This window comes from Hymenobacter polaris (assembly GCF_012927305.1).
Lineage (GTDB): Bacteria > Bacteroidota > Bacteroidia > Cytophagales > Hymenobacteraceae > Hymenobacter > Hymenobacter polaris.
Window position 1 is genome coordinate 1,338,369 of the sequence record NZ_JABBGH010000001.1, and the last position, 26,627, is coordinate 1,364,995.

Genomic DNA, 26,627 nt, shown 5'->3' on the forward strand with positions numbered 1-26,627 from the left:
ATCGTTCGGTAGAGATGCTTCGCGGGGCTCAGCATGACGACCTGTTTCACTCATCTACTCATCTACCTCAAATCCGGCGCTTGAGGCGCACGGCGGCGGGGTGCAGGTTGCCGTTGGGGCGGCGCAGCACCAGCACCAGCAGGCGGCCGTCCTCGGAGTGCAGCATCCGGTTTACCTCGCTAATGGAGTAGGCCGTGACGGGCGTGAAGTTGATGCTCATCAGCTCCTCCTCGGGCTGGATGCCCGCATCGTCGGCCGGCGAGCCGGGCAGCACGCGCTGCACCAGGTAGCGGCGGTAGTCCTGGCCAATGGCCATCAGGTCGATGCCGCTCATATCGTGCTCAAAGGGCTCGCGCAGGGCCGCCGTGGGCCGCAGCAGCAGCTGGTGGCGCGAATAGTCGATAACGCAGGTGAAGCGCTTGAGTACCTCGTAGCCCAGGTTGCCCTGGCGCAGGGCGCGCTCGCGGGTCGAGAGGCGCTGGTGCACCTGGCTGGAGTCGGGGAAGGAGGTGAGCACCTGCGGCAGCTGGTACTGGCCCAGCTGCACGGCGGCCACCCGGCCCAGCGCCCCGCTCACGATGCCCGACAGGCCGCGGCCCAAGTCGGTGCGCAGGCAGGTAGCCGGCAGGTGCAGGCGGCGGTCGGCGTTGGTTTCCAGGCTCAGGGCGTGGCCCGCGCCGGTGTCGAGCACCAGCTGCAGGGGCAGCGCCTCGGCGCCGGTGGCCAGCTGCTTCACCTGGGCCGTCACGTAGGGCTTGCCCTGCTCGAAGCGCAGCGGCAGCGTGGCCCAGTGCTTGCCCCTGGGGGCGCGGTAGGTGGCGGGGTTGTGCAGCACCAGCTCAAACTGCTCGGGCCGAATAGTGACCACGAACGAGCGAAAGAAATCGGCCCCCAGCAGCCCGTGAATCCGCATGCCCACGTAGCCCGACAGGTCGAGCACGTCGCTGCTAAGCACCAGCCAGCTAAGGTGCGGCGCCAGCACCCCGGCGTCGGCCATCGTCACCGCCACGCTGTCGGCTTCGTAGGCCCGAATGCCCGAGTCGCTGCCGCCCACGCCCATTACTTTGTAGTCGGTGCCGTGGTGCAGGTGCAGCGAGTCGGCCACGGCGGGGTCGGTGAGCAGGCTGGTAGCCACGCCCGTATCGAGCAAGAAATTCAGCGGGCCCACCCCATTGAGCTTGGCCGACACGATAATGAGGTTGCGCTGGGTGAAGAACTTGAGGCGCGCCTGCTGGCGGCCAGCCCGGCTAAACACAAACGGGCCGGCAGGCCCGGCCGTGGGCTGGGCCCAGGCGGGCGCGGCCGCCAGCAGCAGCCCTAGGGCCGCCAGCAGGCGCCACGCGGCAAACAAAGCGGTAGCCCGGCGAAGCATGAGAGTAGGTAGTCCGGGGTGGGAGATTACCTAAAGCTACAATGCTTTATCAAAATTTCCAACCTTTTTATCCGGGTGCCGTAGTGTCGGGTCCCTAGGGGGTTTCCCAGGGGCCCGCGGGGTCGTAGCGCAAGGTGCCTGCGGCAATGCTGAGCGGGGCCGCCACGTTGTTATAATACAATTGGCCGGTGCCCAGGCCCTGCGCGAAGCCGGCCACGTCGTACTCACCCGTGAGCTGGGCCACGGCGTTCAGCCCAATGTTCGACTCCAAGGCCGAGGTCAGCCACCAGCCAATGCCGGCGGCCTCGGCCAGGGCTACCCAGCGGCGGGTGGCGGCGTGGCCGCCCAGCAGCGTGGGCTTGAGCACCAGGTAGGGCGGGCGCACCTGGCTTAGCAGCGCCGCCTGCCGGGCGGGGTCCACCAGGCCAATCAATTCCTCATCGAGGGCGATGGGCACCGGCGAGTGACGGGCCAGCTCGGCCAGGGCGGGCCACTGCCCCGCCGCAATCGGCTGCTCGATGGAGTGCAAGTCGAACTGCGCTAGGCGCTCGAGCTTGCCTAGGGCCTCGGCGGGCGCGAAGGCCCCGTTGGCATCCACGCGCAGCACCAGTTCCTGGGGCCCGGCCTCGGCCCGAATTTCGGCCAGCAGCGCCAGCTCGGTATCAAAGTCGAGGCTACCGATTTTCAGCTTCAGGCACTGGTAGCCGGCGGCCAGCTTCTGCCGAATCTGGGTGCGCATAAAGGCGGCGTCGCCCATCCACACCAGCCCGTTGATGGGCAGGCCGGCCCGGCCCGCGCTGAAGTTGTTGGCGTACAGCTGGTGGCGCCCGCCGCCGGCTAGGTCGAGAGCCGCCGTTTCGAGGGCGAAGCGCAGGGCGGGCAGCGCGGCCGGCACCAGGGCCGCCGCGTCGGCAGCCGTTAGCGTAGCGTGCCGGGCCTGGTTGAACTGCTGGCACAGGGCCGCTACCTGCGCTTCGAAAGCGGGGCCGTAGTCGGGGCTGAGGCCAGCCAGGGGGGCTGCCTCGCCCCAGCCCACTACCGCGGGCTGGCGGGCGTCGTGCAGGCGCAGGTAGTAGGCGACGTGCTCGGTGAGCGCGCCGCGCGAGGTGCGGGCCGGGAAATTGAAGCGCAGCGCCCGGCGCTGGTAAGAAAGGAGGAGCATGAACGCAAAATAGCGCAAGCCGCTTGGCCTGCGCTACTCGCTGGCGGCAGAAGCTGCCGCGCTAATTCGAAAAGCTACGCGACTTTCTTGGGGCCGCGGCGGCTAATTTGGCCGCCTTTGCGGCCGGCGGCGCGGGCCTCTTCGGTGGAGAAGCGGTGGCCGCGGCCGCTTTCGTGCGAGGCCCGGCCGCCCCGGCTAGCAATGTCACGCTGCTGCTCGGGCGACATGGCCGCAAAGCCGCGGCGGGCTTTTTCGCCAATGCGCCGCGCGGGGCGCTTGGCCGTTTTAGTGGTGTTCTTGAGCAGCGCCTTCTTTACTTCTTGGTTCAACGAATCCATATGCGAGAATGTAAGCTAAAAAATGCCGATGCTCGTCGGGAAGCGAGCGTATCATGCAAACTGACTTAGTATTTACTTAGATTCCATTTACCTGATTTTTTAGTATTTTTTATTTAAAGTACGTATTTATACGCAACTGGTTCGTAACTACCAACCCAGCGCTAGCGATGCAGTAACCTAACGCTAGTAGCGCGTTAGCCTTCCTGGTGCCCTAGAGCGATAACCCCGACGGGGGATTGTCGGTTAGGCTTACACGTATCCATATGCTTTTTCCTGGTTGTCCTATGGCTTTCGACACCTCTTCGCTGCCGCTGCCCACCATTGCGGCCACCGTGCCCGCCCCCACCTACCCCGCCGTGCGGCAGCAAACCGTGGCCCTAGTGCAGCCCCTGCTGCCCGAGGATACCGTGGTGCAGCCCTCGCCCGACGTGAGCCCGCCCAAGTGGCACCTGGCCCACACCACCTGGTTTTGGGAAACCATGCTGCTGGGGCAGTTTCTGCCGGGCTACCAGGTGTATAACCCGCAGTACGCCTACCTCTTCAACTCGTACTACAACTCGCTGGGCAGCCGCGTCAACCGCGCCGACCGGGGCACCCTCTCGCGCCCCCCGCTCTCGGACGTGCAGCAGTACCGCGCCTACGTGGACGAGCACATGGCCCGCCTGCTGGCCCAGCTCGACACGCTGCCGCCGCTGGCCGCCGAACTGCTGGAGCTAGGCCTGCACCACGAGCAGCAGCACCAGGAGCTGCTGGCGACGGATATCAAGTACATTCTGAGCACCAACCCATTGGCGCCGGGCTACCTGGCGAGCGAGGCAACCGCAGCACCCACTTCGGCCGCCTTGCCCGACGCTACCTGGCTGCCGGTGCCGGGCGGCATTTATGCCCTAGGGCACCAGGCCGAGGGGTTTTCGTTTGATAATGAGCTGCCGGTGCACGAGGTATTGGTGGCGCCCTTCGAGCTGCAAAACCGGCTGGTGACCAACGCCGACTACCTGCGCTTCATTGAGGCGGGCGGCTACCGGCAGTTTCAGTTCTGGCTGGGCGAGGGCTGGGACTTGGTGAACCGCGAAAACTGGACGGCCCCGCTCTACTGGTCGCAAGCCGCTGACGGCCAATGGTTGCGCTACGGCCCCAGGGGCCTGGAGCCGTTGCCGCTGGCCGCGCCCGTGTCGCACGTGAGCTTCTACGAGGCCGACGCCTACGCGCAGTGGGCCGGGGCGCGCCTACTCACCGAAGCCGAGTGGGAAGTGGCGGCCCGCTACTTCGGAGCTACCACCCGGGGCGGCACCTGGCTCGAAAGCGGCCTCTACGACCCGCAGCCCCTGGCCCCCGACGCCGACCCCACCCAGTGCCACCAGCTGCTGGGCGACTGCTGGGAGTGGACCTACTCGGCCTACCACCCCTACCCCGGCTACCGCCGCGCCGCGGGCGCCCTGGGCGAGTACAACGGCAAGTTCATGGTCAACCAGCTGGTGCTGCGCGGCGGCTCGTGCGCCACGCCCGAAAACCACATCCGCCTCACCTACCGCAACTTCTTCCAGGCCGATAAGCGCTGGCAGTTCACCGGCATTCGGCTGGCCCGGTAATGTGGAAACTGTAGAAAGACGTAAAAACTAGGCGGTCATGCTGAGCTTGCCGAGGCATCTCTACCACAATCGTTCGCAGACGTTGTTCAGTAGAGATGCTTCGGCAAGCTCAGCATGACCGCCTAGTTTTTACGTCTTTCTACATCTACACCTTGTTCTCATCCAGCCACTTCTCCAGGCGCGCAGGGCGGTAGGCAGCCATGGCGTCGAGCAGAGCCGGCACGCTGGCGCTTTGCAGCAGCTGCTGGCGGTTTTCGTCGCGCAGCAGCGCCTGGCCCACCATGTGGTCGAGCAGCGCCAGCAGCGGGTCGTAGAAGCCCGCCACGTTGAGCAGCCCCACCGGCTTGCCGTGCAGGCCCAGCTGGCCCCAGGTCAGCACCTCAAACAGCTCCTCCAGGGTGCCGAAGCCGCCGGGCATGGCCACGAAGCCCTCGGCCAGGTCGGCCATCAGCAGCTTGCGCTGGTGCATGGTGTCTACCACATGCAGCTCGGTGCAGCCGGTGTGGGCCAGTTCCTTGTCGGCCAAGAACTTTGGAATAACGCCCACCACCCGGCCGCCGGCCCCTAGGGCGGCATCGGCCACGGCGCCCATCAAGCCCACCCGCCCACCGCCGTACACCAGCGTGAGGCCGCGCCGCGCTAGCTCCTGGCCCATGGCCTGCGCCTGCTGGGCATACAAGGGCTGGTTGCCGCCGCTGCTGCCGCAGTAAATGGCTACGCTTTTCATAATAGTTGCTTGTTAGTTTTAGTATTAAAGAACGTCCTGCTGAGCTTGGCGAAGCATCTCTACCACGCCGTCTAAGGTCGTTGCTACGATTTCTTGACGGCGTGGTAGAGATGCTTCGCCAAGCTCAGCAGGACGTTCTTACGTCACAATCAACCCCTTACATCCGCTCGGGCACCTCGATACCGAGCAGGCCTAAGCCGGTTTTGAGAGTATCAGCGGTGCGGGCCGAGAGGGCCACGCGGAAGGCTTTGCGCAGCGCATCCGGCTCGTTGAAAATCGATACTTCAGTGTAGAAGCGGTTGTAGGCTTTCGCTACGTCGTAGGCGTACTGCGCCACCACGGCGGGCGAATAATTGCGTGCTGCGTCGGCCACCACGCTGGCATAGCGGGCCAGCTCCTGCACCAAGCCGCTTTCGGTGGCGTGCAACGCCCCTAGGGCACTGAAATCGGTGGTTTCGGCAATGCCCTGCTCGGCGGCCCGGCGCCGGATGGCTGCAATGCGCGCGTAGCTATACTGCACAAACGGCCCCGTATCGCCTTCTAGCCGTACCGACTCGGCCGGGTTGAACAGCATCCGCTTCTTGGGGTCCACCTTCAGCAGGTAGTACTTGAGCGCACCCAGCCCTAGGGTGTGGAACAGCTCGGCCTGCTCTTCTTCGCCCAGGCCTTCGATTTTGCCTTTTCCGAGGGTGGCCTGGCGGGCGGCCTCCACTACTTCGTTCACCAGCTCGTCGGCGTCTACCACGGTGCCTTCGCGGCTTTTCATCTTGCCCGAGGGCAAATCCACCATGCCGTAGCTGAGGTGGTGGATGGCCGCAGCGTAGGGCTTGCCCAGCTTTTTGAGGGTGGCTTGCAGCACCTGCATGTGATAGTTCTGCTCGTCGCCAATGACGTACACGCTGCTGTCATAACCGAAATCCTGGTATTTCAGCTCGGCCGTGCCCAGGTCCTGGGTGATGTAGACGCTGGTGCCGTCGGCGCGCAGTAATAGCTTCTCGTCGAGGCCTTCTTCTTGGAGGTCAATCCACACCGAGCCGTCGTCTTTCTTGTAAAAGACGCCCTTGGCCAGGCCCTCCTCCACGCGCTCCTTGCCCAGCAGGTAGGTACCCGACTCGTAGTAAAACTTGTCGAAATCAACGCCGATGGCGCGGTAGGTCTCGTTGAAGCCGTCGTACACCCAGCCGTTCATGCGGTGCCAGAGGGCCATAATTTCCTCGTCGCCGGCTTCCCACTGCTGCAGCATTTTTTGGGCATCGAGCATCAGCGGGGCCTGCTTTTTGGCTATTTCCGGAGCCACGCCTTCGGCTTCGAGCTGCTTGATTTCTTCGCGATAGTGCTTGTCGAACAGCACGTAGTACTTGCCGGCCAGGTGGTCGCCCTTGATGCCCGCGCTCTCCGGTGTTTCGCCGTGGCCGAAGCGCAGGTAGGCCAGCATCGACTTGCAGATGTGGATGCCGCGGTCGTTGACCAGGTTGGCCTTGGTGACGGTGGCGCCGGTGGCGGCCAGTATCTGGGCCACGCTGTAGCCCAAGAAGTTATTGCGCAAGTGCCCTAGGTGCAGGGGCTTGTTGGTGTTGGGCGAGGAGTACTCCACCACTACGCGCCGCGGCCCCTCGAAGAGCACCGGGGCGCCGGCCGGCTGGCTTTGCAGCTCGGCAAAAAGCCGCAGCCACTCGGCATCGGCAATTTCGAGGTTGAGAAAGCCCTTCACCACGTTGTAGCCGCTAATGGCAGGCTCGTGGGCTTGCAGCCACTCGCCCAGGGCCTGGCCGATTTGCTCGGGGCCCTTGCCAAAGGCTTTAGTGAGCGGAAACGTGACGAGGGTGAAGCTGCCGGCAAAGTCTTTGCGCGTGGGCTGAAGCGCGAGGCTAGCGGCGGGAATTTCTTGCCCGAAAACTGCCTTGGCGGCTTCGTTGAGGGCGTTTTTTAGGGTTTGTTCGAGCTGTTGCACGAGGGCAAAGGTACGGCACCGGGCAGCGTCGCTTTATAGCCCGCCCCACTGAACCCCCTAGGCCCCCGCCGCTGTTAAAGCCCCACTTACCCTAGCTATTCATGTTCCGTTCATTCCTTCTAAAGCCGCGCGCCCTGTGGCTGGCCGCTTTCACCCTGCTGGCCGCGCCCGCCTGCAAAACCAACGCGCCCGACCCCACCACTACCACCACGCCCGAGGCCGACGCGCCGGTGCTCGTGGGCAGCACGCTGGTGGCCCAAGTGAGTACCGCCGACCTGGCCGGCCGGGTGCCCGGCGTGCCGCTGGTGGCTACCCTGGCCCGCTATCCCCTGCGGGTGTACCGCCTCACCTACCGCACCCACAACACGGATGGGCAAGTGGTTACGGCCTCGGGCGCGGCGCTGGTGCCCACGGCCCCGGTGGCCCTGCCGGTGCTCAGCTACCAGCACGGCACCCTGGCACCTAGCAGCGAAAACCAGGCGCCCTCCTACTACGCCCAGGGCTCCGACGTGTGGGCGGTGGTGTCGGTGCTGGCCTCGGCGGGCTACGTGGTGTCGGCGCCCGACTACCTGGGCTACGGCGAGTCGAAAACCCTGCCCCACCCCTACGAGCACGCCGCCTCGCTGGCCAGCACCTCGGCCGACATGCTGCGCGCCACCCGCGAGTTCTGCCAGCAGCAAAGCGTCCAGGTCAACCAAAAAAACTTTCTGGTGGGCTACTCCGAGGGCGGCTACGCCACCCTGGCCCTGCACAAGTATTTGCAGGACAATTACGCCGCCACCCTGCCCGTGACGGCCAGCGCGCCCGGCGCGGGCGCCTACCACAAGTCGGCCTTCGCCCGCTACATCCTGCAAAGCACGCAGCCGCTCAACTTCCTGAGCACTTACGTGTGGGTGCTGCGCACCTACGACCGGGTGTACGGCCTCAACCGCCCCTACTCGTTCTACTACCAGGAGCCCTACGCCACCCAGCTGCAAGCCAATCCGTTTGGCGCCGTGCCCAGCCAGCCGAGCCAGCTGTTCGCGCCCGCCTTCCGCCAGGCAGTGCTGGACAATAGCGACGCGGCGCTCAACAACACCTTAACCGCCAACGACATCTACGACTGGAAGCCAACCGCGCCCCTGGCCCTCTTCCACGGCACGGCCGACGACTACGTGCCGTTTTTTAACTCGCAGGACGCCTACGACGCCATGCAGCGGCGCGGTGCCACCCAGGTCGAGCTGCATCCTATTCAGGGCGGCGACCACTTCTCTTCTGTAACGGTCTATACCTTAGGGGCGTTTGCATTTATCAGCCAGTACAATAAGTAATTTAAATGTGCGAATGAGAAAATGTGGTGAATGTAGAAATTACTTCTGTGACTACCGAAATGGCTACGGGAGCAATTTCTATATTCACCACATTTTCTCATTCGCACATTTAACCCTATCGGCTTATTACCTCGTCCAGGCGCAGGCGCTTTTCGATGGCGGCGGTGGCTTTTTCCAAGATGCCGAAGGCGTTGTGAGCCATCGTATTTTCGTGGTCGAGGGTGGGGTTAATTTCGCCCATCTCGAAACACACCACGCGGCTGTTTTCCAGTAAATCTTGGCACAGGTTTTCGCCTTCCGACAAAAACAGGCCGTCCTCGACGGGCGTGCCGGTGCCCTTGCTGAAGCGCGAGTCGAGGCTGTCTACGTCGAACGAGATGTACACCAAGTCGCAGAAGCGCAGGTGCTCGTAAATTTCGCGGGTGAGCTGGCGGCTGCCCTTTTCCTGGATTTCGGGCAGGCGTATCCACCTGATGCCCAGACGTTCGATGATGGCTTCTTCCTCGGGCTCGGTATCGCGCACGGCCACATACACCAGGTGCTGGGGCAGCAGCTTGGGGCCGGGCTCAGCCAGGTTTTGGAGGCGGCGCCAGAAAAACTCGGTTTCGGCATCGGGCTGCTGGCGCTGGCAGGCGCGGTTATCCTCGCCCAGGGCTGCGGCCAGCGGCATGCCGTGCACGTTGCCGCTGGGCGTGGTGTAGGGCGAGTGGATGTCGGCGTGCGCGTCAATCCAAATTACCCCTAGGGTCTTGCTGGGGTAGGCGGCCTTGATGCCGGCAATAGTGGCGTTGGCGCTAGAGTGGTCGCCGCTGAGGATAATCGGAAACTCGCCGAAGCGCAGCGTCTGCTCCACGGTGCTGGCCACGCTTTTCTGCACCGTGTAGATGGCGTCGAGGTGGTGGGCCAGCGGGAAGTGGTCCTTGTCGAAAAGCACGTAGTTGAGGTCGGGCACCGTCACCGAGTTGTAGCGCCGGAAGTAGTCGGAGCCCTGGTTGAGGCAGGCAATGCGCAGGGCGTCGGGCCCGAGGCTGCTGCCGCGGGTGCCGGCCCCCAGCTCGGAGCGGACTTCCAGGATTTTTATTTTTTTCATCGGGTGGGAAGCAAGCAGAATGAGGCAGGCGCACCGGCCGGGGCCCTAGGGCCACCGCGCGCTGCCTTGCGGCCCGAAGAGCCGTAGCCATGTCGCTTCCATCGAGAACCGATGCGCGGGGTCGGGTTGGTTCCGGCCCCCGGCGGTACTTTTGAACCGCCGGCCACAAAGGTCGTAAGTGACTGCTGAATTACTAAGTTTAATTCGAACGTCATGCTGAGCTTGCCGAAGCATCTCTACCGCGTAACTAACCCTAGGCGTTAGCATCCTTACGCGGTAGAGATGCTTCGGCAAGCTCAGCATGACGTTCGTTTTTAGCTGGCAATCAGCTTCCTCAACCACCCGCCATGGATACCTACCAGGACCTCATTACCCAAACCTTCGACTTCCCGAACGCCGACTTTCAGGTGCGCGACAACGAGCTGTTCTTCCACGACATCGACCTGATGGCGCTGGTAGAAAAGCACGGCACGCCGCTTAAACTCACTTATTTGCCCAAAATCACCTCCCAGATAGGGCGGGCGCGCAAGTGGTTTGAGAAGGGCATTGCCAAGACGGGCTACACCGGCCGCTACAGCTACGCCTACTGCACCAAGTCGTCGCACTTCCGCTTCATCCTGGAAGAGGCGCTCAAGAATGAGGTGCACCTGGAAACCAGCTCCTGGTTCGACATCAGCATCATTCGCACGCTCTACGGCGAAGGGAAATTTGGCAAGGATAAGTACATCATTTGCAACGGGTTCAAGACCGAGGAGTACAAGCGCGACATCACGGCCCTGCTCAACGACGACTTCGTAAACTGCCTACCCATTCTGGACTCGCCGGGCGAAATCGACTACTACCTCGGGCACGTGCAGGAAGGCAAAAAGGTGAAGCTGGGTTTGCGCCTGGCCTCGGATGAGGAGCCGCGCTTCCAGTTCTACACCTCGCGCCTGGGCGTGCGCTACGCCGACGCGGTACCCCTCTACGAGCAGCAGATTAAAAACGACCCGCGCTTCGAGCTGACCATGCTGCACTACTTCATCAGCAGCGGCATCAAGGACACGTCGTATTACTGGACCGAGCTGTCGCGCTTCATCCACAAGTACTGCGAGCTGCGCAAGGTGTGCCCTACGCTCACTACCATCGACATTGGCGGCGGGCTGCCCATCCAAACCAGCATCCAGAAGGAGTACGACTACGCCTACATGGTGGCCGAGATTCTGCGCACTATCCAACGCATCTGCGCCGAGGAGGGCGTACCCGAGCCCGACATCTTCACCGAGTTCGGCATCTTCACGGTGGGCGAGAGCGGCGTTACTATCTACTCGATTCTGGATGAGAAGCTGCAGAACGACAAGGAGCTGTGGTACATGATTGACGGCTCGTTCATCACCAACCTGCCCGACACCTGGGCCCTCAACCAGCGCTTCATCATGCTGGCCCTCAACGGCTGGCAGCGCCCCTACCGCAAGATTCAGCTCGGCGGCCTTACCTGCGACTCGCAGGACTACTACAACGCCGAGAAGCACATCTACCAGACCTTCCTACCCCAGCTGCAGCCCACCCGCAACGAGGCCCCTACCAACCAGCCGCTCTACGTGGGCTTCTTCCACACCGGCGCCTACCAGGAAAGCCTCAGCGGCTACGGCGGCCTCAAGCACTGCCTCATTCCGGCCCCCAAACACGTCATTCTGGGCCGCGCCGCCGACGGCACGCTCACCGACGAGGTATTCGCGCCCAAGCAGGACGCGGCTAGCATGCTGAAGATTCTGGGCTACACCAGTTAGGCGAATAGCAAGATGGGCGGGTTTGGAAAGTACTATTAAAGGAATTAGGACGTTAGCAGGCTGGCAAGCCGTTTCGACCGCCGAAAAGCCCTTATATTTGGACCCAAACCACGCAACTTACCTCCCAATTATTTTATGAAAAAGCTGTTTATCCTAGCCCTGGGGGCCGCTACGCTGGGCCTAGGGGCCTGCAACCGCAAAACTTGCCCCGCCTACTCGTCGGCCAAGGCTGCCCCGGTGGGTATCACGGCCAGCACGGCCACCCCGGTAGCGCAGCAGTAGTTCGCTCGCCCTGTTCATTCGAAACCGCCTGGTTTGCCTTGCGCAAGCCAGGCGGTTTTTGGTGGTAGCCCCCTACGGGGCCGGGGGTACCCTAGGGGGGTGTTGAGGCCAGCGGCGCGGCGGCCTGCCGATTGGCAGGCCATAAAAAGGCAGGCACGCGCGGCTACGCCCAACCTGAAAGCGCGGAACTACGTCTTTGAAAGCTAGGCCGCTTACCGTGCCGGCCCTTTTCTTCTCCCCACCCTATGCTTCGTTTCTACGCTTGGCTGGCGGGCCTCTGGCTGCTAGCCGCCCCCGCCGCCCTAGGCCAATCGGGCAAGTTCAACGGCCTGAGCACCGATTTGAGCAACCTCTACCGCCTGTCGGACGCCAAGAGCCGCTCCATCAGCCCTGAAAATCCCACCGGGGGCAAGGGCCAGGGCAGCCGCGCCACCGAGGGCACTGGCAAAAACGCCGCCCGCGACCTGGGGCCCGGCTGGAAAATCAGCCCCAGCATCATCATCAAGCCCGGCGAAACTGCCGTGCTGGCCGACATGAGCGGGCCGGGGGCCGTGCAGCGCATTTGGATGACGCCGACCGGGCACTGGCGCTTTGAGATTTTGCGCGTGTACTGGGACGACGAGACGACGCCCTCGATTGAGGTGCCGGTGGGCGACTTTTTTGGGCAGGGCTGGGAGGAAATGTCCTACCTCAACTCGCTGCCCATCCTGAGCAGCCCCGGCCGGGCTTTTACCTCGTACTGGCAGATGCCCTTCCGCAAGCGCTGCCGCATGACGCTCACCAACATCGACGAGGAGCCCATGACCATCTATTACCAGGTGGACTACGTGCTGACCGACGTGCCGGCCGACGCGGCCTACTTCCACGCCCAGTTTCGGCGCCAAAACCCCATGACGGCTGGCGTGCCCTACGTCATTCTGGACGGCGTAAAGGGCCGGGGGCAGTACGTGGGCACCTTCCTGGCCTGGAGCCCGCACAGCAACGATTGGTGGGGCGAGGGCGAGGTGAAGTTTTACCTCGACGGCGACGGGCAGTACCCCACCATCAACAACACCGGGCTGGAGGACTACTTCTTGGGCTCGTACAACTTTGAGAACAAGAAAACGCGCGAGTACGTGACGTTTTGCACGCCCTACGGCGGCCTCAACCAGGTGATTAAGGGCAATGGCCTCTACAACGTGCAGCAGCGCTTCGGCATGTACCGCTGGCACGTGCCCGACCCCATCCGCTTCGACAAGGACCTGCGCGTGACGGTGCAGGGCCTGGGCTGGCGCTACAACGGCCGCTACCTGCTCACCCGCGACGACGTGGCCTCGGTGGCCTACTGGTACCAGACCGAGCCGCACGCGCCCTTCCCCAAGCTGCCCAGCAAGGACGACCTGGAGGTAAGCCACTACGGCATGTATGACTAGTGACGAACTACCAGTGACGAGTGACTAACTACCAGTGATTAAGGAGAAAATAGTGTATCCTAGCCGGAAGGGCTTGCGTTGTAGCCACGTCGCCGCTGGCAGCTAGCAGGTTGCTTGGCCAGGCAATGCCCACCAGTAGTCACTCGTCACTAGAAGTTCGTCACTATACCTATGTTCCCCTTCGGCACCCTTCCCGATGGCACTGCCACCGAGCTGTTTACGCTCGAAAACACCCTAGGCCTGCGCCTGACCGTGACCAATTACGGCGGGCACGTCACAAGCCTGCACGTGCCCGACCGCCAGGGCCAGCCCGGCGATGTAGTATTGGGCTTTGACACCCTAACCGGCTACACCAACCCGGTTTTTCTAAAGGAGAACCCCTACTTCGGGGCCCTTATCGGGCGCTATGGCAACCGCATTGCCCAGGGCCGGTTTACGCTCGACGGGCACCCCTACCAGCTGCCTATCAACGACCCGCCCAACTCGCTGCACGGCGGCACCCTAGGCTTCGACAAGCGGCTGTGGCAAGCCGTGCCCGGCACCACCGACGAGGGCCCGACGCTGGCCCTCAACTACCGGAGCGCCGATGGTGAGGAAGGCTACCCCGGTACCCTGCACGTGCAGGTGGTGTACCAGGTGCTGGCCGCCGCCAACACCGTGCGCCTCACCTACTCGGCCTACGCCGAGCAGCCCACGGTGCTCAACCTCACCAACCACACGTACTTCAACCTCAACCTGGGCCCAGGCCGCGACATTCTGGGCCACGAGCTGCTGGTGCCCGCCGACCGCTACCTGCCCGTCGATGACACTCAGATACCCACCGGCGAGCTGGCTTCGGTGTCGGGCACGCCCTTCGATTTTCGGCAACCCCACCCCCTAGGGGCACGCCTGGGCCAGGTGCCGGGCGGCTACGACCACAACCTGGTACTAGCCGAGGCCATGCGCCTAGGCCCCGCCCTAGCTGCCACCCTCTACGAGCCCACCAGCGGCCGCACCCTGGCCGTGCACACCGACCAGCCCGGCCTGCAGCTTTACACCGGCAACCAGCTGACCGGCAACCTGGTAGGCAAGCAAGGCATCGTGTACGGCCCGCACGCCGGCCTAGCCCTCGAAACCCAGCACTTCCCCGACTCGCCCAACCACGCGGGCTTCCCCAGCACCGTGCTGCGCCCCGGCGAGCAGTTCCGCTCCGTCACGGAGTGGCGCTTTGGGGTGCGGGAGGATTAGAGGTAATTTTAAGCTGCTTCCTTTTGTTCTACTCTTATGCTGACCCTCGAAAAACTAACTGCTGCCGCGCAGGAACTACCGGCTGAATTCTCCCTAGGGCAACTGGTAGATAAGCTGCTGGTGCAGGACAAATCTCAGCAGCAGCTGGTGCCACCTGAATTTACGGCTGGCACAGCAACTCAGGCCCAGAGGGACCCTGAAGCCACTCGCTACACCTCGCCCGAGGCAGCTGCTTTATACGCTAAGTTTCCGGTTCCCCCATCGCTACACGCCTTGCGGGGCATCGCGGCCGGCCTTTCCCTCGCCGACCGGCAGAAGTCGGCGCAAGAATGGGAAGCCGAGCGTATTCAAGAGAAATACGGCTTATGAGACGCTTTTATCTGGATAGCAATATCGTGCTGGATTTTGCGCTCAATCGAGTTCCGTTTGCCCAAGCAGCCGAAAGCCTGCTCGCAGCTGGTCAAAATGGCCAACTAGAGCTACTCGTTTCCGGCTTAACTTTTGTTACCGTGCACTACATACTCAGCAAGGCTATCGGCAAAGAGCCAGCGCTGCAAGCCTTAGCTGACTTGGCTGCTCAGGTAACAATAGCCACCGTGGATAGCACCATCGTTAGCCAGGCGCTGCAAGCAGGCTACCCTGATTTTGAAGATGCCGTGCAGCTTTTCGCGGCTATTGCCGCCGGGGCTGAGGCTATTGTCACGCGCGACCCAAAGGGCTTCCAGGCCAGCCCAGTAGCCGTAATGGACCCGCTGACAGCATTAGTTTCTCTCAACTAAACCACTAATTGACGCTACCGCGAGCTATCCACTTTCACCCGCACGTTCAGCTGCTCCAGCAGGGCATCGGCGGCAGTGGTGTCGGTGCTGGAGCGGCGGCGGCGCGAGGTGTACTCGGTGCTGCCGCATTGGTAGCGGCGCTTGTTGAGGTCGGCGGGGGCTTTGGGGAAGGGGCCGTAGTCGTACCCTAGGGCCTTGTCCTGGTAAATCTTCTCCATGTAGCGGCCGAAAACGGGCAGCGCCATGCGGCCACCCTCGCCCTGCTGCGAGCGGAAGAAGTGGATGCTGCGGTCCTCGCCGCCCACCCACACGCCCGAAACCAGGTCCTTAGTCAGGCCCATGTACCAGCCATCGGAGTAGTTGCTGGTGGTGCCGGTTTTGCCGCCAATCTGGTTGTCTTTGTGCCACAGCTCCGGGAAGTCCCACAGCCCCTGCGAGGTGCCGCCGGTTTCTTCCATGCCACCGCGCAGCATGTAGGTCATCAGCCAGGCCGTTTCGGGGGTGATGGCCCGGCGCTGCACCGGGTCGAACTGCTGGATGACGTTGCCGTTGCGGTCTTCGATGCGGGCCAGCAGGCGCGGCTGCGAGCGGAAGCCGCTGTTCATAAACGTGGAGTAGGCGTCCACCATCTCGTACACACTCACGTCGCCGGCGCTCCCTAGGCCGATGCTCGGCACCGGCAGCAAGGGGCTGGTAATGCCCACTTTATGCGCGTAGTCGGCCACCTTGCCCCAGCCCACCTTTTCGGTTAGCTGGGCCGTTACCGAGTTCACCGAGCGGGCCATGGCCGCGCGCAGCGTCATGTTGATGCCCGTGTACTCGCGGGTCACGTTGTCGGGCTGCCACTCCATGGGCTTGCCGTTTTCGATGTAGTTGATGGTCACCCGCTGGTCGCGGATGCGGTCGCAGGGCGAGTAGCCGTTGGCCAGGGCCGTGAGGTACACGAAGGGCTTGAAGGTGGAGCCGGCCTGGCGGCGGCCCTGCTTCACGTGGTCGTACTGGAAGAAGCGGTAGTCCAGGCCGCCCACCCAGGCCTTTACAGCGCCGGTGTAGGGGTCCATGGTCATCATGCCGGCCTGCAAAAAGTGCTTATAATAGGCCAGCGAGTCGAGCGGCGAGAGCACCAGGGTGGTATCGCGGTCCTTCTTTTTCCAGGTGAACACCTTCATCGGCCGCTTGGCGTGCAGGGCCGAGTCGAGGCGCTGGGGCTGGCCCCGGTAGCGGGCGGCCAGGCTCTTGTAGCTCTCGGTGCGTTTTATCTGGGTTTCGATAAAGTCCGGGATTTCGTGGCCCTCCTCATCCACCCAGGGGTTTTGGCCCTTGTTGCGCCAGAAGTTGTCGAACTGCTGCTGCAAGCTTTTCATGCGCCCGGCCACGGCCTCCTCGGCGTGGTCCTGCATGCGGCTGTCGATGGTGGTGTAGATGCGCAGCCCGTCGCGGTACATGTCGTAACCGTGGGCGTCGCACCACTTGCTCACGGCCTGGCCAATGGCGCCGCGGAAGTAGGTATCGGGCCCGTCGATGTGCCGCTCCACGTGGTAGTCGAGCACGATGGGCTCGGCTTGCAGGGCCTTCACCTCGGCGGGCTTCAGGGCCCCGGCCTGGCCTAGGCGCTGCAGCACCACGTTGCGGCGGCGGCGCGAGGCGGCCGGGTGGAAGCGCGGGTTGAAAGCCGTGGGGTTGTTGAGCACGCCAATAAGCGTAGCCGCCTGCACCGGCGTCAGGCTGTCGGGGGTAGTGCCGAAAAACGTCTTGGCCGCCACCTTGATGCCAAAAGCGTTCGAGCCGTACTCTACCGTATTGAGGTACATGCGCAGGATTTCGGGCTTGGTGTAGCGCCGCTCCAGCTCCACGGCCGTGAGCCACTCCTTGGTTTTGGCCACCACCACCCCTAGGCCCGGCACGCTGCCCAAGGCCCCGCGACTCTCGCCCCGGCGGATTTTATACAGGTTTTTGGCCAGCTGCTGGCTGATGGTGGAGCCCCCGCGCTTGTCGCCGCGCAGCGTGAAGTACACCGTGGACAGCAGCGCCTGCGGGTCGATGCCGGCGTGCTCGTAGTAGCGGGCATCCTCGGTGGCAATCAGGGCCTTGGTGAGCCAGGGCGACATCTCGTTGAGCGGCACCGGCGAGCGGTTTTCGCGGAAGTAGCGCCCAATCTGCACCCCGTCGGCGGTGAGCACCTCCGAGGGCTGCTCCACTTTGGGGTTTTCCAGTTCCTCCAGGCCCGGCGATTTGCCGAAGAGAAACAAAAAATTGCTGCGCACCAGCGCCGGGTACAGCAGCACCACGCCCACCACCACCACAAACAGGCCCCAGGCCAGGCGCACTGCCCAGCGGGCGCCGCCACCGCGGCGGCGGCCACGGGGCGCGGCCAACGGCTTGTTGGTCAGGTCAGAATTGGGGGCGGCAGCGGAGGCAGGAACTGTATTTTCGTCAGCCATGAACGACTAGGGCGGGGGCGGTTCGCAAAGATACCTGCCAGCCTTAACGCTAAGCGGCCCGCAGCAGTGCCCGCAGGTGGCGCCGCTCGCGCCGCTGGCCCAGGTAAATCTCGGCCAGGGCCGCCACCGTAAAGGTGAGCCCGAGGCCGTAGCTCCAAGTGAGGTAGCGCAATTGGCGGGCCGTGGGCTCGTTTACCACGCTGTGGTAGATGATAAGGCCCCACACCTCGTCGAGCAGCGTGAGCACCCACACCACGCGCGCCACCCGGCGCGGCACCTGCCCCAGCACCATGCCCCAGCGGTAGAGGTAGAGCACCAGCCCCGGCAGCACCGCCGGCACCAGCACCGGCTGCTGCACCAGCAGCGGCAACCCTAGCAGCACCACGGTCAGGGTTTCCTTTACCAGCTGCAGCGCCGCCAGGGCCCGCCCCAGCGTAGATAGGCGCTTGACCTCGGGCAGCAGGGCGGAGTGCGAGCGGGTGGGCATACCAACAACGGGGGAAGAAGTATGGGGGAAAGTATAGGAGTATACGAATAAGAGAGCTGAGCGGCCCGCTAGCGTTGCACCACCGCGCGGCGCGCCTGGCACCACGCCGTGAGCACGACCAGCAGCAGGCCCTTGAGCGAATCGAGCAGCAGGTTGTCGGGCCGGCCAAACGTGGCGTAGATGCCTACGCCCACGCCCAGCCACCACAGCCCCAGCACGTAGCACAGCCCCGCGTAGCCCCGCCGCCGGCGCCACACCCAGGCCAGGGCCAGCCCCGCCACCAGCGTAATGCCCAGCAGCAGCCACGCCACGATGTACGTCAGAAACGCCGTGCTGGGCCCGTAGGTAGCCCCAAATTTTTGCAGCGTGAAGGCGGGGGCGAAGAAGGCGCCGCCCGTGAGGCCCGCTTCCAGCACCACGGCCAGGGCCAGCAAAAGAAGCAGCAGGGTGCGGGGCATGGGTGGGCAACAAGACGGGTGGCACCGCAAGTAACGAAATAATTGCCTGACGGCTGAGCAATAACCCGTTGCCCTAGGGCTGCGCTTGCGCTTTAGCTGGCGGCGCCCGACCAGTCCATGGTACTCAGCAGGCCGATGAACACCCCTAGGGCCACCGCGCTGGTTAGGGCTGCCAGCACCGCGCCCCCGCCCAACAGCAGCAGCCCCACCCACAGCACCCGGCGCCAGCCCGCGTATTGGCGCCCCAGGGCCCCCAGCCAGCGCCACAGGCCGCGCAGCACCAGCCAGCCGCAGGCACCCCCGGCCAGCGCTAGCCCCAGCCCGGCGCAGGTGTCGGCCTGGGGCGTGTGCGGCCAGATTTCGGCGCTAAAAACTAGGCTTAGCACGCACAGCGCCCCTAGGCCCAGCCAGGCCCAAAAGGCCCGCGGTACGCGCGGCCAATCCGGCAGCCGCATCCACTGGGCCCACAGCCAGGCCCGCAGGTAGAGCCACAGCAGCTGCCTCATGGCGCTACGGCAGTTATGCGCTGGCTGGGCTGGGGCCACTGCCAGGCGCCGGCCGGCGCGGCAGGGCCAGGGGCCGCAGCGGACACCGGGCTGCCGCGCAGCACCAGCGGCGCACCCGGCCGCTGCATTTGCTCGATGCGGGCGTACTCGTCGGCCAGGGCGGCGCAGTAGGTGCCCAGGCGGTAGCCGCCCGCCCGCAGCGTGCGCCGGCAGCTGGCGTACACGGCCAGCGCGGCGCCGGCCAGCAGCCCGCGGTAGGCCAGGCGGCGCAGCCAGGCCCCCAGGCCGCGCCGCGTGCCCGCCAGCTGCCGAATGGCCAGGCAGTGCAGCGCCAGGTGCATTTCTTCGTCCTGCAAAATGCGGCGGCAAATCTGCTGTAGCAGTCCCGAATACGTGGCGTTAAAGAGGGCCCGGTAGTAGGCCGTGGCAATGATTTCGGCGGTGAGGATGACGCGCAGCATATTTTCGAGCCCCAGGTAGCGGCCCAGCTGGTGGAAGGCGTCTTTCAGCCAGTGCCGCCCGATGCGCCCTAGGCCCTGCTGGTCGAGAAAGCGACCCAGCACCTCGCCGTGGGTGGCCTCCTCCTGCATAAAAAGCTGCAGGGCGGCCACGTAGTCGGGCGCGTCCCAGGCGGCGGCCAGGGCCAGCAGGTGGGTGCCATCACTGCTTTCGCCCCGCTGGAAGGTTTGCAGCGAGGCTTGCACCGCCCGGCGCTCGGCGGCCGACAGTTGGTAGGGGTCGTCCCAGGCCAGGTCGGCGAAGCGCTGGCGGTTGGCCTCGAAATAGGTTTTAACGTCGGTGAAGGTCATGGGTAAGTTAGTTGTAAATCAGCTAATACCGTAGGGCGCGCGGTGGTAGGCCGCCAGCAGCACGTAGCCCAGGGCCAGCGCCCCCGAGCCCCACTGAAAAAGGTGCAGCGCCAGCAGCCACAGGCCAGCGGCCGTTTGGAGGGCGCGGGGCCCTAGGGGGCGGCTTTTGCCCAGGGCCGCCCAGCCGCCGGCCACCACCCGCCGCCACACCAGGTAGTGCACCACGCCGAAGCTGCCCACCGCCAGGCCAAAGCCCGGCCAGCCGCTGTGGGGCCACAGCCGCACTAATACCAGGTACAGCACCAGCAGCCAGGCGCTTACGCCAGCAGTCATGTCGTAGAGGCTGCCGAGCAGCCAGCGCCCCAGCGGGTGGGACTCGGGTTTCAGGGTTAGCATAAGTGGTTGTTTTGTAGCTCAGAAAGGAGGTAGAATTAAGTAGGTGTGATTCTGAAGAACGTCATGCTGAGCGTAGCCGAAGCATCTCTACCGCGTCGTTGAATAGTGCGGGAGGCGCGGTAGAGATGCTTCGGCTACGCTCAGCATGACGTTCTTTTACAATGTGCTACTGTAATACTGGCAGTTGCAGCAGCAGCTCGGCCGGCACGGGCTCGGCCGGCACGGGCTCGGCTAGCACGGGCGGCCCGGCAGCCTCGAGGCCGGCGGGGACCCTAGGGTCAGTGCCGCGCACTTTGCTCAGGATGGCTTCGAGCAGCGGGCGCATGGCGTCGAGGTGGCGCGCTTTGATGAGGAAATTCCAGAGCGGCTCAAATTTTTTCCAGCCCCCGGCGTAGGCGAAGTGCTTGAGCTGGTGGCGCAGCGTGTCATGGGTGAGGCTGGCGCGGGCAATGTTGGGCCAGCTATAGAACTCGCGGTAGGCCCAGTCGTAGCCCGCCTTGAGCTGCTGGGCGGTGAGGTGCGGGCCCGGCTGGTGCACCACCGTGCGGGTATCGTACTCGTTCCAGCGACGGTGCAGCAGGCGCCCCTCGGCCTCGATGCGCGCGAACAGGGCCGTGCCGGGGTAGGGCGTGGCAATGTGGAAGGTGGCCGTGGTGATGCCCTGCTGCACGGCCCAGTCCACGGTGCGCCGAAACACGTCGGGCCCGTCGTCGTCCAGCCCAAACACGAAGCTGCCGTTTATCATAATGCCCAGGTCGTGCAGGCGCCGGATGGCCTGGGCGTAGTCGCGGCCCAGGTTTTGAGGCTTGTTGCTGGCCTTGAGGTTGACGGGGCTCAGCGTTTCGAAGCCCACAAACAAGCTGCGCAGCCCGGCGCGGGCGGCTTTTTCGAGCAGGCCGTTGTCGCGCAAGATGCTGTCCACGGTGGCCGCGCCCTGAAACAGCCGTCCCAGGCCCCGCATCCCCTCAAAGAGCCCTGCGGCGAAGCGCACGTTGCCCAGTAAGTGGTCGTCGAGGAAATAGAGGTGGCGACCGGGCAGGCGATTGATTTCGGCTAGCGCCGCGTCCACGGTTTGGGTGTAAAACGACTTGCCGCCCGCAAAAAAGGCGTCCTTGTAGCAGAAATCGCAGTGGTGCGGGCAGCCGCGCGTCACCACGATGGAGTTAGGCACTAGGTAACGCTCGCGCTTTATCAGGTCGCGCCGGATGGGCGGCACCCCCGCCAGCGAGCGCCCGCTGGTAGATACGTAGCGCGGCCGCGGCCGCCCCGCCCGCCAGTCGGCCAGGAAGGCTGGGAATATTTCCTCACCCGGCCCCAGGAAAATGGTATCGGCGTGGGGAGCGGCTTCCTCGGGCAGGCTCGTCACGTGCAGGCCCCCTAGGCACACGTAGGCGCCGCGGGCGCGGTAGTGGCCGGCCAGCGCGTAGGCCCGGTAGGCGTTGGTAATGTAGACCTGGATGAGCACCAGGTCGGGCGCATCGTCGAGGCGCAGCGCTTCCACGTGCTCGTCCTGGATTTCCGCCTCCCAGTCGGGCGGCAGGTAGGCGGCCAGCGTAGCCAGCCCCAGCGGCGGAAACAGCGAATACTTGATGGGCCGCCAATACGGGTTGGTGGCCTCAGTGAGGGCGGGCAGGATGAGTTTGACTTTCATAAACCGCAGAATTGGTCAAAAAGGCTATTTCGTTGCTGCTGAGCACCGAACGCTACTATGGTTTGAAGGAAAAGTCCGATAAAGCATAGAGTAGCAGGCTTACCAAGACGGCCAGTTGGCTGAGGGCAAAGCCTGGATAAATAGCTATCTCCCAGCCACCTTGGCGGCCAGCGTCGCTGCCTAGGGCTAGCTCTACACCGTTGCGCATCAGCAGCACCCACAGCAGCGGCAGGCCTACTACCGACAGCCAGCCAGCCGGCACGCTGATGCTTAGCGCAAATACCAGTATACAGACCAGGTACAGCCACAGCATGGTGAGCAACCACAGGCCACTTAGCCGCGCCAGCTTGGTACTCAGGCTAGGCGGCGCTTCTATTTGGTAGTCCATTAGTTAAGGAGTTTTGAAGTAGTGGTTAAGGCCTGGAAAGCCTGCTCGGCGGCGCCGGTGCGGCTCTGCCAGTCGCGGGCGGGGTACTCGCGCCGGAAATCGGCCAGGCGCTGGCGCAGCAGCTCGTGAGCGCGGGCGGGCGCCAGGGCGTGGTAGTAGCCGTCGTCGCCTTCCTCCACCAGCGCGGGCACCTGGTCGAGCAAGCGTTCGCGGGCTTGCAGCACTGGCAGCACCCTAGGGGGCATGTTCAGCAGAAAGCCCGCGTCGAGGCGCGCAAAGCGGGCTTGCAGGTTGTAGCGGGCAATCCAGATTTCCCAGTTGCCGCCCGCCAGCAGGAGCAGCACCGCATAGGCTGCCCACGAGTTGAGGCGCAGCAGGCTGAAGAGGGTGCGCCGCTGCCAGATTTTGAGCAGCAGCGTGGCCAGCCCAAATACCGTGAGCGCCAGAAAGGCGTACACCCCGATGCGCTTGTAGGCCAGCCCGGTAGCCGTGATGTAGTAGTAGTTGCGCAGCCCCACCGAGGCGGCCAGAAAGGCGTTTTGCAGCACCCAAAGCGTGGCCCCGGCCCGCAGCCACTTCAACCCCGGCTGGTAGAAGTTGAGGTTGCGCCGGAAAAACCACAGCATGATGCCCGCCGCCAGCAAGATGCTGAAAATGAGCACGTAGGTACCCTCGTGCACAAACTGCGTGAGGTCGAAATCCGGCGCCGGCCGGAAGCCTAGCCATATCCAGCTCACGTCCACGGCGTTCACCGCGGCCAGCAGCGCATTGAGCAGCCCGAAGCAGGCCACGGCCGCCAGCCACTCCTTGCGCAGGTCGAGCGTGCGGCGGGTGCTGAGGCGAAAGTCGGGCCGGCGCACCCCGAGCGAGGCTACTCCATCGCGCCGGCGCTGCACCCGCTCGCCGCGCCCGGCCTCGCGGTCGGTGAGCCAGTACACCGGCACGGCGGCCAGCGCGCCCGCCGCCACCACCGCGCAAGCAGCTAGAAACAGCAGGTGCGGCACCGACACCGCCGCCAGCAGCCGCGCCAGCCCCTCGTCCAGCCACTGCCAGGCCCGCTCGCTCAGGGCCGCGTAGCGCGGGTTGGCCAGCGCAAACAGCAGCTGGAACACCCCTAGGGCCAGCAGCGGCACCCCCAGCAGCCGTCCGTAGAACCAGCCGCGCTGCAGCCGCGCGCCCAACTGGCGCGGCGCCCGCACGCTGCCCAGCAGCGCCCGCAGCCCCGGCCAGGCGCCTAGCACGGCCGTGAGCACCGCGCTGCCCACCAGGCGCAGCTGCGGCTGGTTGACCAGCCCCACCAGCAGCAGCCCCGACCCCAGGGCCGCCAGCACCGCCGCCCCCGAGCCGTACCAGGCCACCGCCGCCCCGCTGGCCAGGCACCCTAGGGCCGCCACCCAAAAGCCGGCCGTGCGTCGCACCGGCGCGTGGCGCGGCAGCAGTAGCAATTGCGCCGCTACTAGCAGCCCCATGTAAACGAGCCAGTTAAGGCCCGCGTCTTCTTGCCAGAACAGGTAGTCGCCCGCCACGGCCAGGCTGATAATGGCGCTGACGCGGGTGGCCGGGAGGGTGTAGGCCGGCGCGGCAGCAGGCCAACAGGAGCTTTCTAAAGAACTTTGCATTTCAAAGTATGTAAGGGTAAAAAAAGCCTGATTCAGGCCGGCGTGCGTTTTTTCACCGCGGAAGGCGCGGAGGTTTTGCGCGGAAGGACGCGGAGGTTTATAATATAAAAAATTGACTATAAAATCTTTACTTAAAAAGAACCTGGCTGCGTCAGCTTTCCGCGCAAAGCCGCCGCGCCTTCCGCGGTGAAAAGCTAGCCACCGCGCAGCAGCTTCTCCAGCGCCGCCAGGTGCTCCTGGAAGGCGGCCTTGCCCTCGGCAGTGGCTTGGTAAGTAGTATTGGGTTTCTTGCCGATGAACTGCTTGTTTACCAGCACGTAGCCGGCTTTTTCGAGGGCGGCCACGTGGCTGGCCAGATTGCCGTCGGTCAGGTCGAGGCTTTCCTTGAGGTCGTTGAAGCTCACCTGCTCATTAGCCAGCAGCACCGCCATCACCCCTAGGCGCACCCGGTGGTCGAAAGCTTTGTTGAGGGTATGGATGGCGTATTTCACGAGGCGGCAAATTTCGCCCCGGCCGGGCGCTCGTAGCGGTTATACATCAGCAGGCCGTAGCCGATGTGCCCCAGCCCGAAGCCCAGCCCAAACAGCAGCAGGCCGTAGCCGGGCAGCAGCAGCGCCGCCAGCCCCAGCAGCACCTGCGTCAGACCCAGGTACTTAATCTCGTCGAGGGTGTACTTGCTGCCATTCAGCAAAGCCAGGCCATAAAATAGCAGCAGCCCCGGCACCACCAGCTCGGGCGCGCCGCTCACAAACAGCTTCAGGCAAAACAGGCCGCCCGCCACCAGCGGCACGGCCAGCGCGGCCGCCAGGCGCCGGGCCGGGGCCGTCCAGATGGAGCGCAGGCCCTCGCGGCGGGTGCGGCGCAGCGTGAAAAAGGCCGCCACCAGCAGCGCCAGCCCTATCATGGCCACCGCTAGTCCCCCCAGAAAGGGCAGCGCCGCCCACCGCTCGGCCGCCGACGTCTGGAACAGCCGCAGGTAGCCCTGGGCGCCGTACTGCTGCTGCAGGTAGTAGTGGGCCACCACCGTGCCCAGCAGCGCCACCACCCCCGCCCCTACCCCGCTCAGCCCGCTCAGCGAGATGAAGCGCGAGCTGCGCTCCATAATGGCGCGGATTTCGGTGAGCTGGCTTAGCGGGTCTTGGGCGACGGGCTTCATGGGAAAGCGTGAAGTACTTTGTGCTGCAAAGCTAGTACGAAAGCAGCTCTACTCCGTTTGCTTTTTAGCTGCTCTTTTAAATTTTTACGAAAATTTTTATGTCCGCCTCCCCTAGCCCCGCCGCTACCGCCCTCGCTACCCGCCAGCTGTGGCTAACCGTGCTGCGCGGCGTGGCCCTGGCCCTGCCACTAACCCTGGTGCTTACCCTCGCCATAGACTGGCAGCGGCTAGCATACCTCAGCGCAGCAAGCTGGCTGCTGGTGGTGCTGAAAGATTAGCTGGGTGGGTACTTCGCTGTAGTGGGCACGGCCATTCTGCCAGCCCTGGCCTCAGCCGGGCTGCGCTGGCCGCTGATGCGCCGGCTATTTGCGCACTGCCAGGCCCTAGGGCCAGCGCAAGGCCGTCGGCGGGCCATGCTGGGCACGCTGCTGCTCTTCGAGGCTACGGTGGCGCTGGCCACCGGGCTGGGCTACGGATTGCTTTACCCCACCATGTCGCTAGCCATGTGCGGCTGGCAGCCCTAGGAGCCACGTGGCACGTGCTGCGGCCACCGGCGCACACCAACCGGCTGGCAGTAGCCAGCTAAAGCGGGCCAGCGGCCAGCCAATCTGCCAACGGCCGCAATCGGCGGCGGCAACCCCGCCCGCGGGCCGACGAACGGCTTTTCTTTCCCGACGCCGGACGAGCGACGGGAGCACCATTTGGGCCATTTTTGGCACAGGCTTTGGCTAGCAGTTGAGCAGGGCCCCGAACTTTTGGGCCCGCGCCGCGCCTTTTTACTGCTACTGCCGCTTATTTGCCATGAAGAACTACTCGCTTGCCCTGCTTTTTGCCGCCGCGGCTACCCTGCCCGCTCACGCCCAGTTCAGCATTCCCGGCCTGGGCAAACTAACGCTGCCGGGCTCGCGCACCACTACCACGACCACCACTAGCAAGGTGCCCAGCTCCCTAGGGGGCCTCACCAGCAGCGAGGCGGCCAGCGGGCTCAAGGAGGCGCTGGTGCAGGGCATCAGCAAGGGCTCGGACCAGGCCTCGGCCACCGACGGGTTTTACTTGAACAAGCTCATCCGCATCCCCTTCCCGCCCGATGCCCAGCGCGTGGCCACTACCCTGCGCAAGATTGGCCTGGGCAGCCAGGTCGACGCCTTTGAGCTGTCGCTGAACCGCGGGGCCGAGGATGCGGCCAAAAGTGCCAAGCCCATCTTTCTCAACGCCATCAAGAGCCTGACTTTCACCGACGTGTGGAACATCCTCACCGGCCAGCAGGACGCTGCCACGCAGTACCTCAAGCGCACCACTACCTCGCAGCTCACCACGGCCTTCGCGCCCATCATGCAGCAGAGCCTCGACAAGGTGAGCGCCACTAAGTACTACACTTCGCTGACCACCACTTACAACCGCCTGCCGCTGGTGACGCCCGTGCAAACCGACCTCACGCAGTACGCCACCAGCAAGGCCGTGGATGGCCTGTTTGTGCTTATTGCGCAGCAGGAAGCCGACATCCGGCAAAACCCGGTGGCCCGCACTACCTCGCTGCTCAAGAAGGTATTTGGCGGCAACTAAAAGCTGTTCAGGAGAAAAGGCCGTCATGCTGAGCTTGTCGAAGCATCTCTACCGCGTCACTAACTCCTAGCGTTAGGGTTACTTACGCGGTAGAGATGCTTCGACAAGCTCAGCATGACGGCCTTTCTGTATTGCTCAGACCAAT

Annotated in this window: 28 protein-coding genes; 11 read left to right on the plus strand and 17 right to left on the minus strand. The window is 64.2% G+C overall.

Annotation, left to right across the window (positions count from 1 at the left end; genetic code table 11):
• Positions 1 to 67 precede the first annotated feature (67 nt).
• The 3 genes from HHL22_RS05640 to HHL22_RS05650 all read right to left on the minus strand — a co-directional run bounded on the left by HHL22_RS05640 (position 68) and on the right by HHL22_RS05650 (position 2,872).
• A complete protein-coding gene (locus HHL22_RS05640) occupies positions 68 to 1,372 on the minus strand; it encodes an aspartyl protease family protein (protein ID WP_169529967.1) in 1,305 nt (434 codons plus the stop codon).
• Between the two features lie 94 nt (positions 1,373 to 1,466).
• Positions 1,467 to 2,534, minus strand: coding sequence for an o-succinylbenzoate synthase (locus HHL22_RS05645; protein WP_169529968.1), 1,068 nt, complete (start codon positions 2,532 to 2,534; stop codon positions 1,467 to 1,469).
• Positions 2,535 to 2,608: 74 nt separating this feature from the next.
• Positions 2,609 to 2,872 carry a con-10 family general stress protein gene (locus HHL22_RS05650; RefSeq protein WP_169529969.1) on the minus strand — a complete coding sequence of 88 codons (264 nt, stop codon included), beginning with the start codon at positions 2,870 to 2,872 and terminating at the stop codon, positions 2,609 to 2,611.
• A 284-nt stretch (positions 2,873 to 3,156) separates the two neighbouring features.
• Here HHL22_RS05650 and egtB point away from each other — a divergent pair, with 284 nt between their 5' ends.
• A complete protein-coding gene (gene egtB, locus HHL22_RS05655; protein ID WP_169529970.1) occupies positions 3,157 to 4,461 on the plus strand; it encodes an ergothioneine biosynthesis protein EgtB in 1,305 nt (434 codons plus the stop codon).
• 145 nt (positions 4,462 to 4,606) lie between these two features.
• On the opposite strand, the gene HHL22_RS05660 is transcribed toward egtB, so the two are convergent.
• Both HHL22_RS05660 and argS read right to left on the minus strand, forming a co-directional pair.
• The gene (locus HHL22_RS05660) at positions 4,607 to 5,188 is read right to left on the minus strand and encodes an LOG family protein (protein WP_169529971.1); all 582 of its coding nucleotides are present in this window, start codon (positions 5,186 to 5,188) and stop codon (positions 4,607 to 4,609) included.
• 157 nt (positions 5,189 to 5,345) lie between these two features.
• Positions 5,346 to 7,139 carry an arginine--tRNA ligase gene (gene argS, locus HHL22_RS05665; protein ID WP_169529972.1) on the minus strand — a complete coding sequence of 598 codons (1,794 nt, stop codon included), beginning with the start codon at positions 7,137 to 7,139 and terminating at the stop codon, positions 5,346 to 5,348.
• Positions 7,140 to 7,240: 101 nt separating this feature from the next.
• Between argS and HHL22_RS05670 the strand changes: the two genes are divergently transcribed.
• Positions 7,241 to 8,449, plus strand: a complete 1,209-nt coding sequence (locus tag HHL22_RS05670; RefSeq protein WP_169529973.1) for an alpha/beta hydrolase family protein — start codon at positions 7,241 to 7,243, stop codon at positions 8,447 to 8,449.
• Between the two features lie 115 nt (positions 8,450 to 8,564).
• Here HHL22_RS05670 and HHL22_RS05675 read toward each other — a convergent pair whose 3' ends face one another.
• Positions 8,565 to 9,539, minus strand: coding sequence for an arginase (locus HHL22_RS05675; RefSeq protein ID WP_169529974.1), 975 nt, complete (start codon positions 9,537 to 9,539; stop codon positions 8,565 to 8,567).
• Positions 9,540 to 9,886: 347 nt separating this feature from the next.
• Between HHL22_RS05675 and HHL22_RS05680 the strand changes: the two genes are divergently transcribed.
• The 6 genes from HHL22_RS05680 (at position 9,887) to HHL22_RS05705 (ending at position 15,008) form a co-directional block, all read left to right on the plus strand.
• Complete coding sequence (locus HHL22_RS05680; RefSeq protein WP_169529975.1) at positions 9,887 to 11,308, plus strand: type III PLP-dependent enzyme domain-containing protein; 1,422 nt, start codon at positions 9,887 to 9,889, stop codon at positions 11,306 to 11,308.
• Positions 11,309 to 11,443: 135 nt separating this feature from the next.
• The gene (locus tag HHL22_RS05685; protein ID WP_169529976.1) at positions 11,444 to 11,590 is read left to right on the plus strand and encodes a hypothetical protein; all 147 of its coding nucleotides are present in this window, start codon (positions 11,444 to 11,446) and stop codon (positions 11,588 to 11,590) included.
• A gap of 245 nt (positions 11,591 to 11,835) precedes the next feature.
• Entirely contained in the window at positions 11,836 to 13,002 is a 1,167-nt protein-coding gene (locus tag HHL22_RS05690) for a glycoside hydrolase family 172 protein (protein ID WP_169529977.1), read from the plus strand.
• 171 nt (positions 13,003 to 13,173) lie between these two features.
• Positions 13,174 to 14,229 (plus strand): aldose epimerase family protein, encoded by a 1,056-nt coding sequence (locus tag HHL22_RS05695; protein WP_169529978.1) that lies wholly within the window; start codon positions 13,174 to 13,176, stop codon positions 14,227 to 14,229.
• Between the two features lie 36 nt (positions 14,230 to 14,265).
• Entirely contained in the window at positions 14,266 to 14,598 is a 333-nt protein-coding gene (locus HHL22_RS05700; protein ID WP_169529979.1) for a hypothetical protein, read from the plus strand.
• Positions 14,595 to 15,008 carry a type II toxin-antitoxin system VapC family toxin gene (locus tag HHL22_RS05705; protein ID WP_169529980.1) on the plus strand — a complete coding sequence of 138 codons (414 nt, stop codon included), beginning with the start codon at positions 14,595 to 14,597 and terminating at the stop codon, positions 15,006 to 15,008. The genes HHL22_RS05700 and HHL22_RS05705 overlap by 4 nt, the downstream gene beginning before the upstream one ends.
• A 14-nt stretch (positions 15,009 to 15,022) precedes the next feature.
• On the opposite strand, the gene HHL22_RS05710 is transcribed toward HHL22_RS05705, so the two are convergent.
• From HHL22_RS05710 to HHL22_RS05760, 11 genes are all read right to left on the minus strand, one after another.
• Positions 15,023 to 17,449, minus strand: a complete 2,427-nt coding sequence (locus HHL22_RS05710; protein ID WP_195809227.1) for a transglycosylase domain-containing protein — start codon at positions 17,447 to 17,449, stop codon at positions 15,023 to 15,025.
• Positions 17,450 to 17,498: 49 nt separating this feature from the next.
• The gene (locus tag HHL22_RS05715; protein ID WP_169529981.1) at positions 17,499 to 17,936 is read right to left on the minus strand and encodes a hypothetical protein; all 438 of its coding nucleotides are present in this window, start codon (positions 17,934 to 17,936) and stop codon (positions 17,499 to 17,501) included.
• A gap of 68 nt (positions 17,937 to 18,004) precedes the next feature.
• Entirely contained in the window at positions 18,005 to 18,394 is a 390-nt protein-coding gene (locus tag HHL22_RS05720; protein ID WP_169529982.1) for a hypothetical protein, read from the minus strand.
• A gap of 92 nt (positions 18,395 to 18,486) precedes the next feature.
• Positions 18,487 to 18,900, minus strand: coding sequence for a hypothetical protein (locus tag HHL22_RS05725; RefSeq protein WP_169529983.1), 414 nt, complete (start codon positions 18,898 to 18,900; stop codon positions 18,487 to 18,489).
• On the minus strand, positions 18,897 to 19,709 hold the full coding sequence (locus HHL22_RS05730) for a ferritin-like domain-containing protein (RefSeq protein ID WP_169529984.1): 813 nt from the start codon (positions 19,707 to 19,709) through the stop codon (positions 18,897 to 18,899). The genes HHL22_RS05725 and HHL22_RS05730 overlap by 4 nt, the downstream gene beginning before the upstream one ends.
• A gap of 18 nt (positions 19,710 to 19,727) precedes the next feature.
• Positions 19,728 to 20,105: a hypothetical protein gene (locus HHL22_RS05735; RefSeq protein ID WP_169529985.1), complete on the minus strand. Its 378-nt coding sequence runs from the start codon at positions 20,103 to 20,105 to the stop codon at positions 19,728 to 19,730.
• A gap of 166 nt (positions 20,106 to 20,271) precedes the next feature.
• Positions 20,272 to 21,756 carry a B12-binding domain-containing radical SAM protein gene (locus HHL22_RS05740; protein WP_169529986.1) on the minus strand — a complete coding sequence of 495 codons (1,485 nt, stop codon included), beginning with the start codon at positions 21,754 to 21,756 and terminating at the stop codon, positions 20,272 to 20,274.
• 55 nt (positions 21,757 to 21,811) lie between these two features.
• Positions 21,812 to 22,144 carry a hypothetical protein gene (locus HHL22_RS05745; protein ID WP_169529987.1) on the minus strand — a complete coding sequence of 111 codons (333 nt, stop codon included), beginning with the start codon at positions 22,142 to 22,144 and terminating at the stop codon, positions 21,812 to 21,814.
• Positions 22,144 to 23,763 carry a DUF4153 domain-containing protein gene (locus tag HHL22_RS05750; protein WP_169529988.1) on the minus strand — a complete coding sequence of 540 codons (1,620 nt, stop codon included), beginning with the start codon at positions 23,761 to 23,763 and terminating at the stop codon, positions 22,144 to 22,146. Before HHL22_RS05750 ends, HHL22_RS05745 begins: the two co-directional genes overlap by 1 nt.
• A gap of 194 nt (positions 23,764 to 23,957) precedes the next feature.
• On the minus strand, positions 23,958 to 24,254 hold the full coding sequence (locus HHL22_RS05755; protein WP_169529989.1) for a winged helix-turn-helix domain-containing protein: 297 nt from the start codon (positions 24,252 to 24,254) through the stop codon (positions 23,958 to 23,960).
• A complete protein-coding gene (locus tag HHL22_RS05760) occupies positions 24,251 to 24,919 on the minus strand; it encodes a hypothetical protein (protein WP_169529990.1) in 669 nt (222 codons plus the stop codon). The genes HHL22_RS05755 and HHL22_RS05760 overlap by 4 nt, the downstream gene beginning before the upstream one ends.
• A 98-nt stretch (positions 24,920 to 25,017) precedes the next feature.
• Here HHL22_RS05760 and HHL22_RS05765 point away from each other — a divergent pair, with 98 nt between their 5' ends.
• The 3 genes from HHL22_RS05765 (at position 25,018) to HHL22_RS05775 (ending at position 26,482) form a co-directional block, all read left to right on the plus strand.
• Entirely contained in the window at positions 25,018 to 25,197 is a 180-nt protein-coding gene (locus tag HHL22_RS05765) for a hypothetical protein (RefSeq protein WP_169529991.1), read from the plus strand.
• A gap of 21 nt (positions 25,198 to 25,218) precedes the next feature.
• Positions 25,219 to 25,443: a hypothetical protein gene (locus HHL22_RS05770; RefSeq protein WP_169529992.1), complete on the plus strand. Its 225-nt coding sequence runs from the start codon at positions 25,219 to 25,221 to the stop codon at positions 25,441 to 25,443.
• 277 nt (positions 25,444 to 25,720) lie between these two features.
• Entirely contained in the window at positions 25,721 to 26,482 is a 762-nt protein-coding gene (locus HHL22_RS05775; protein ID WP_169529993.1) for a DUF4197 domain-containing protein, read from the plus strand.
• The last annotated feature ends 145 nt before the right edge of the window (positions 26,483 to 26,627 follow it).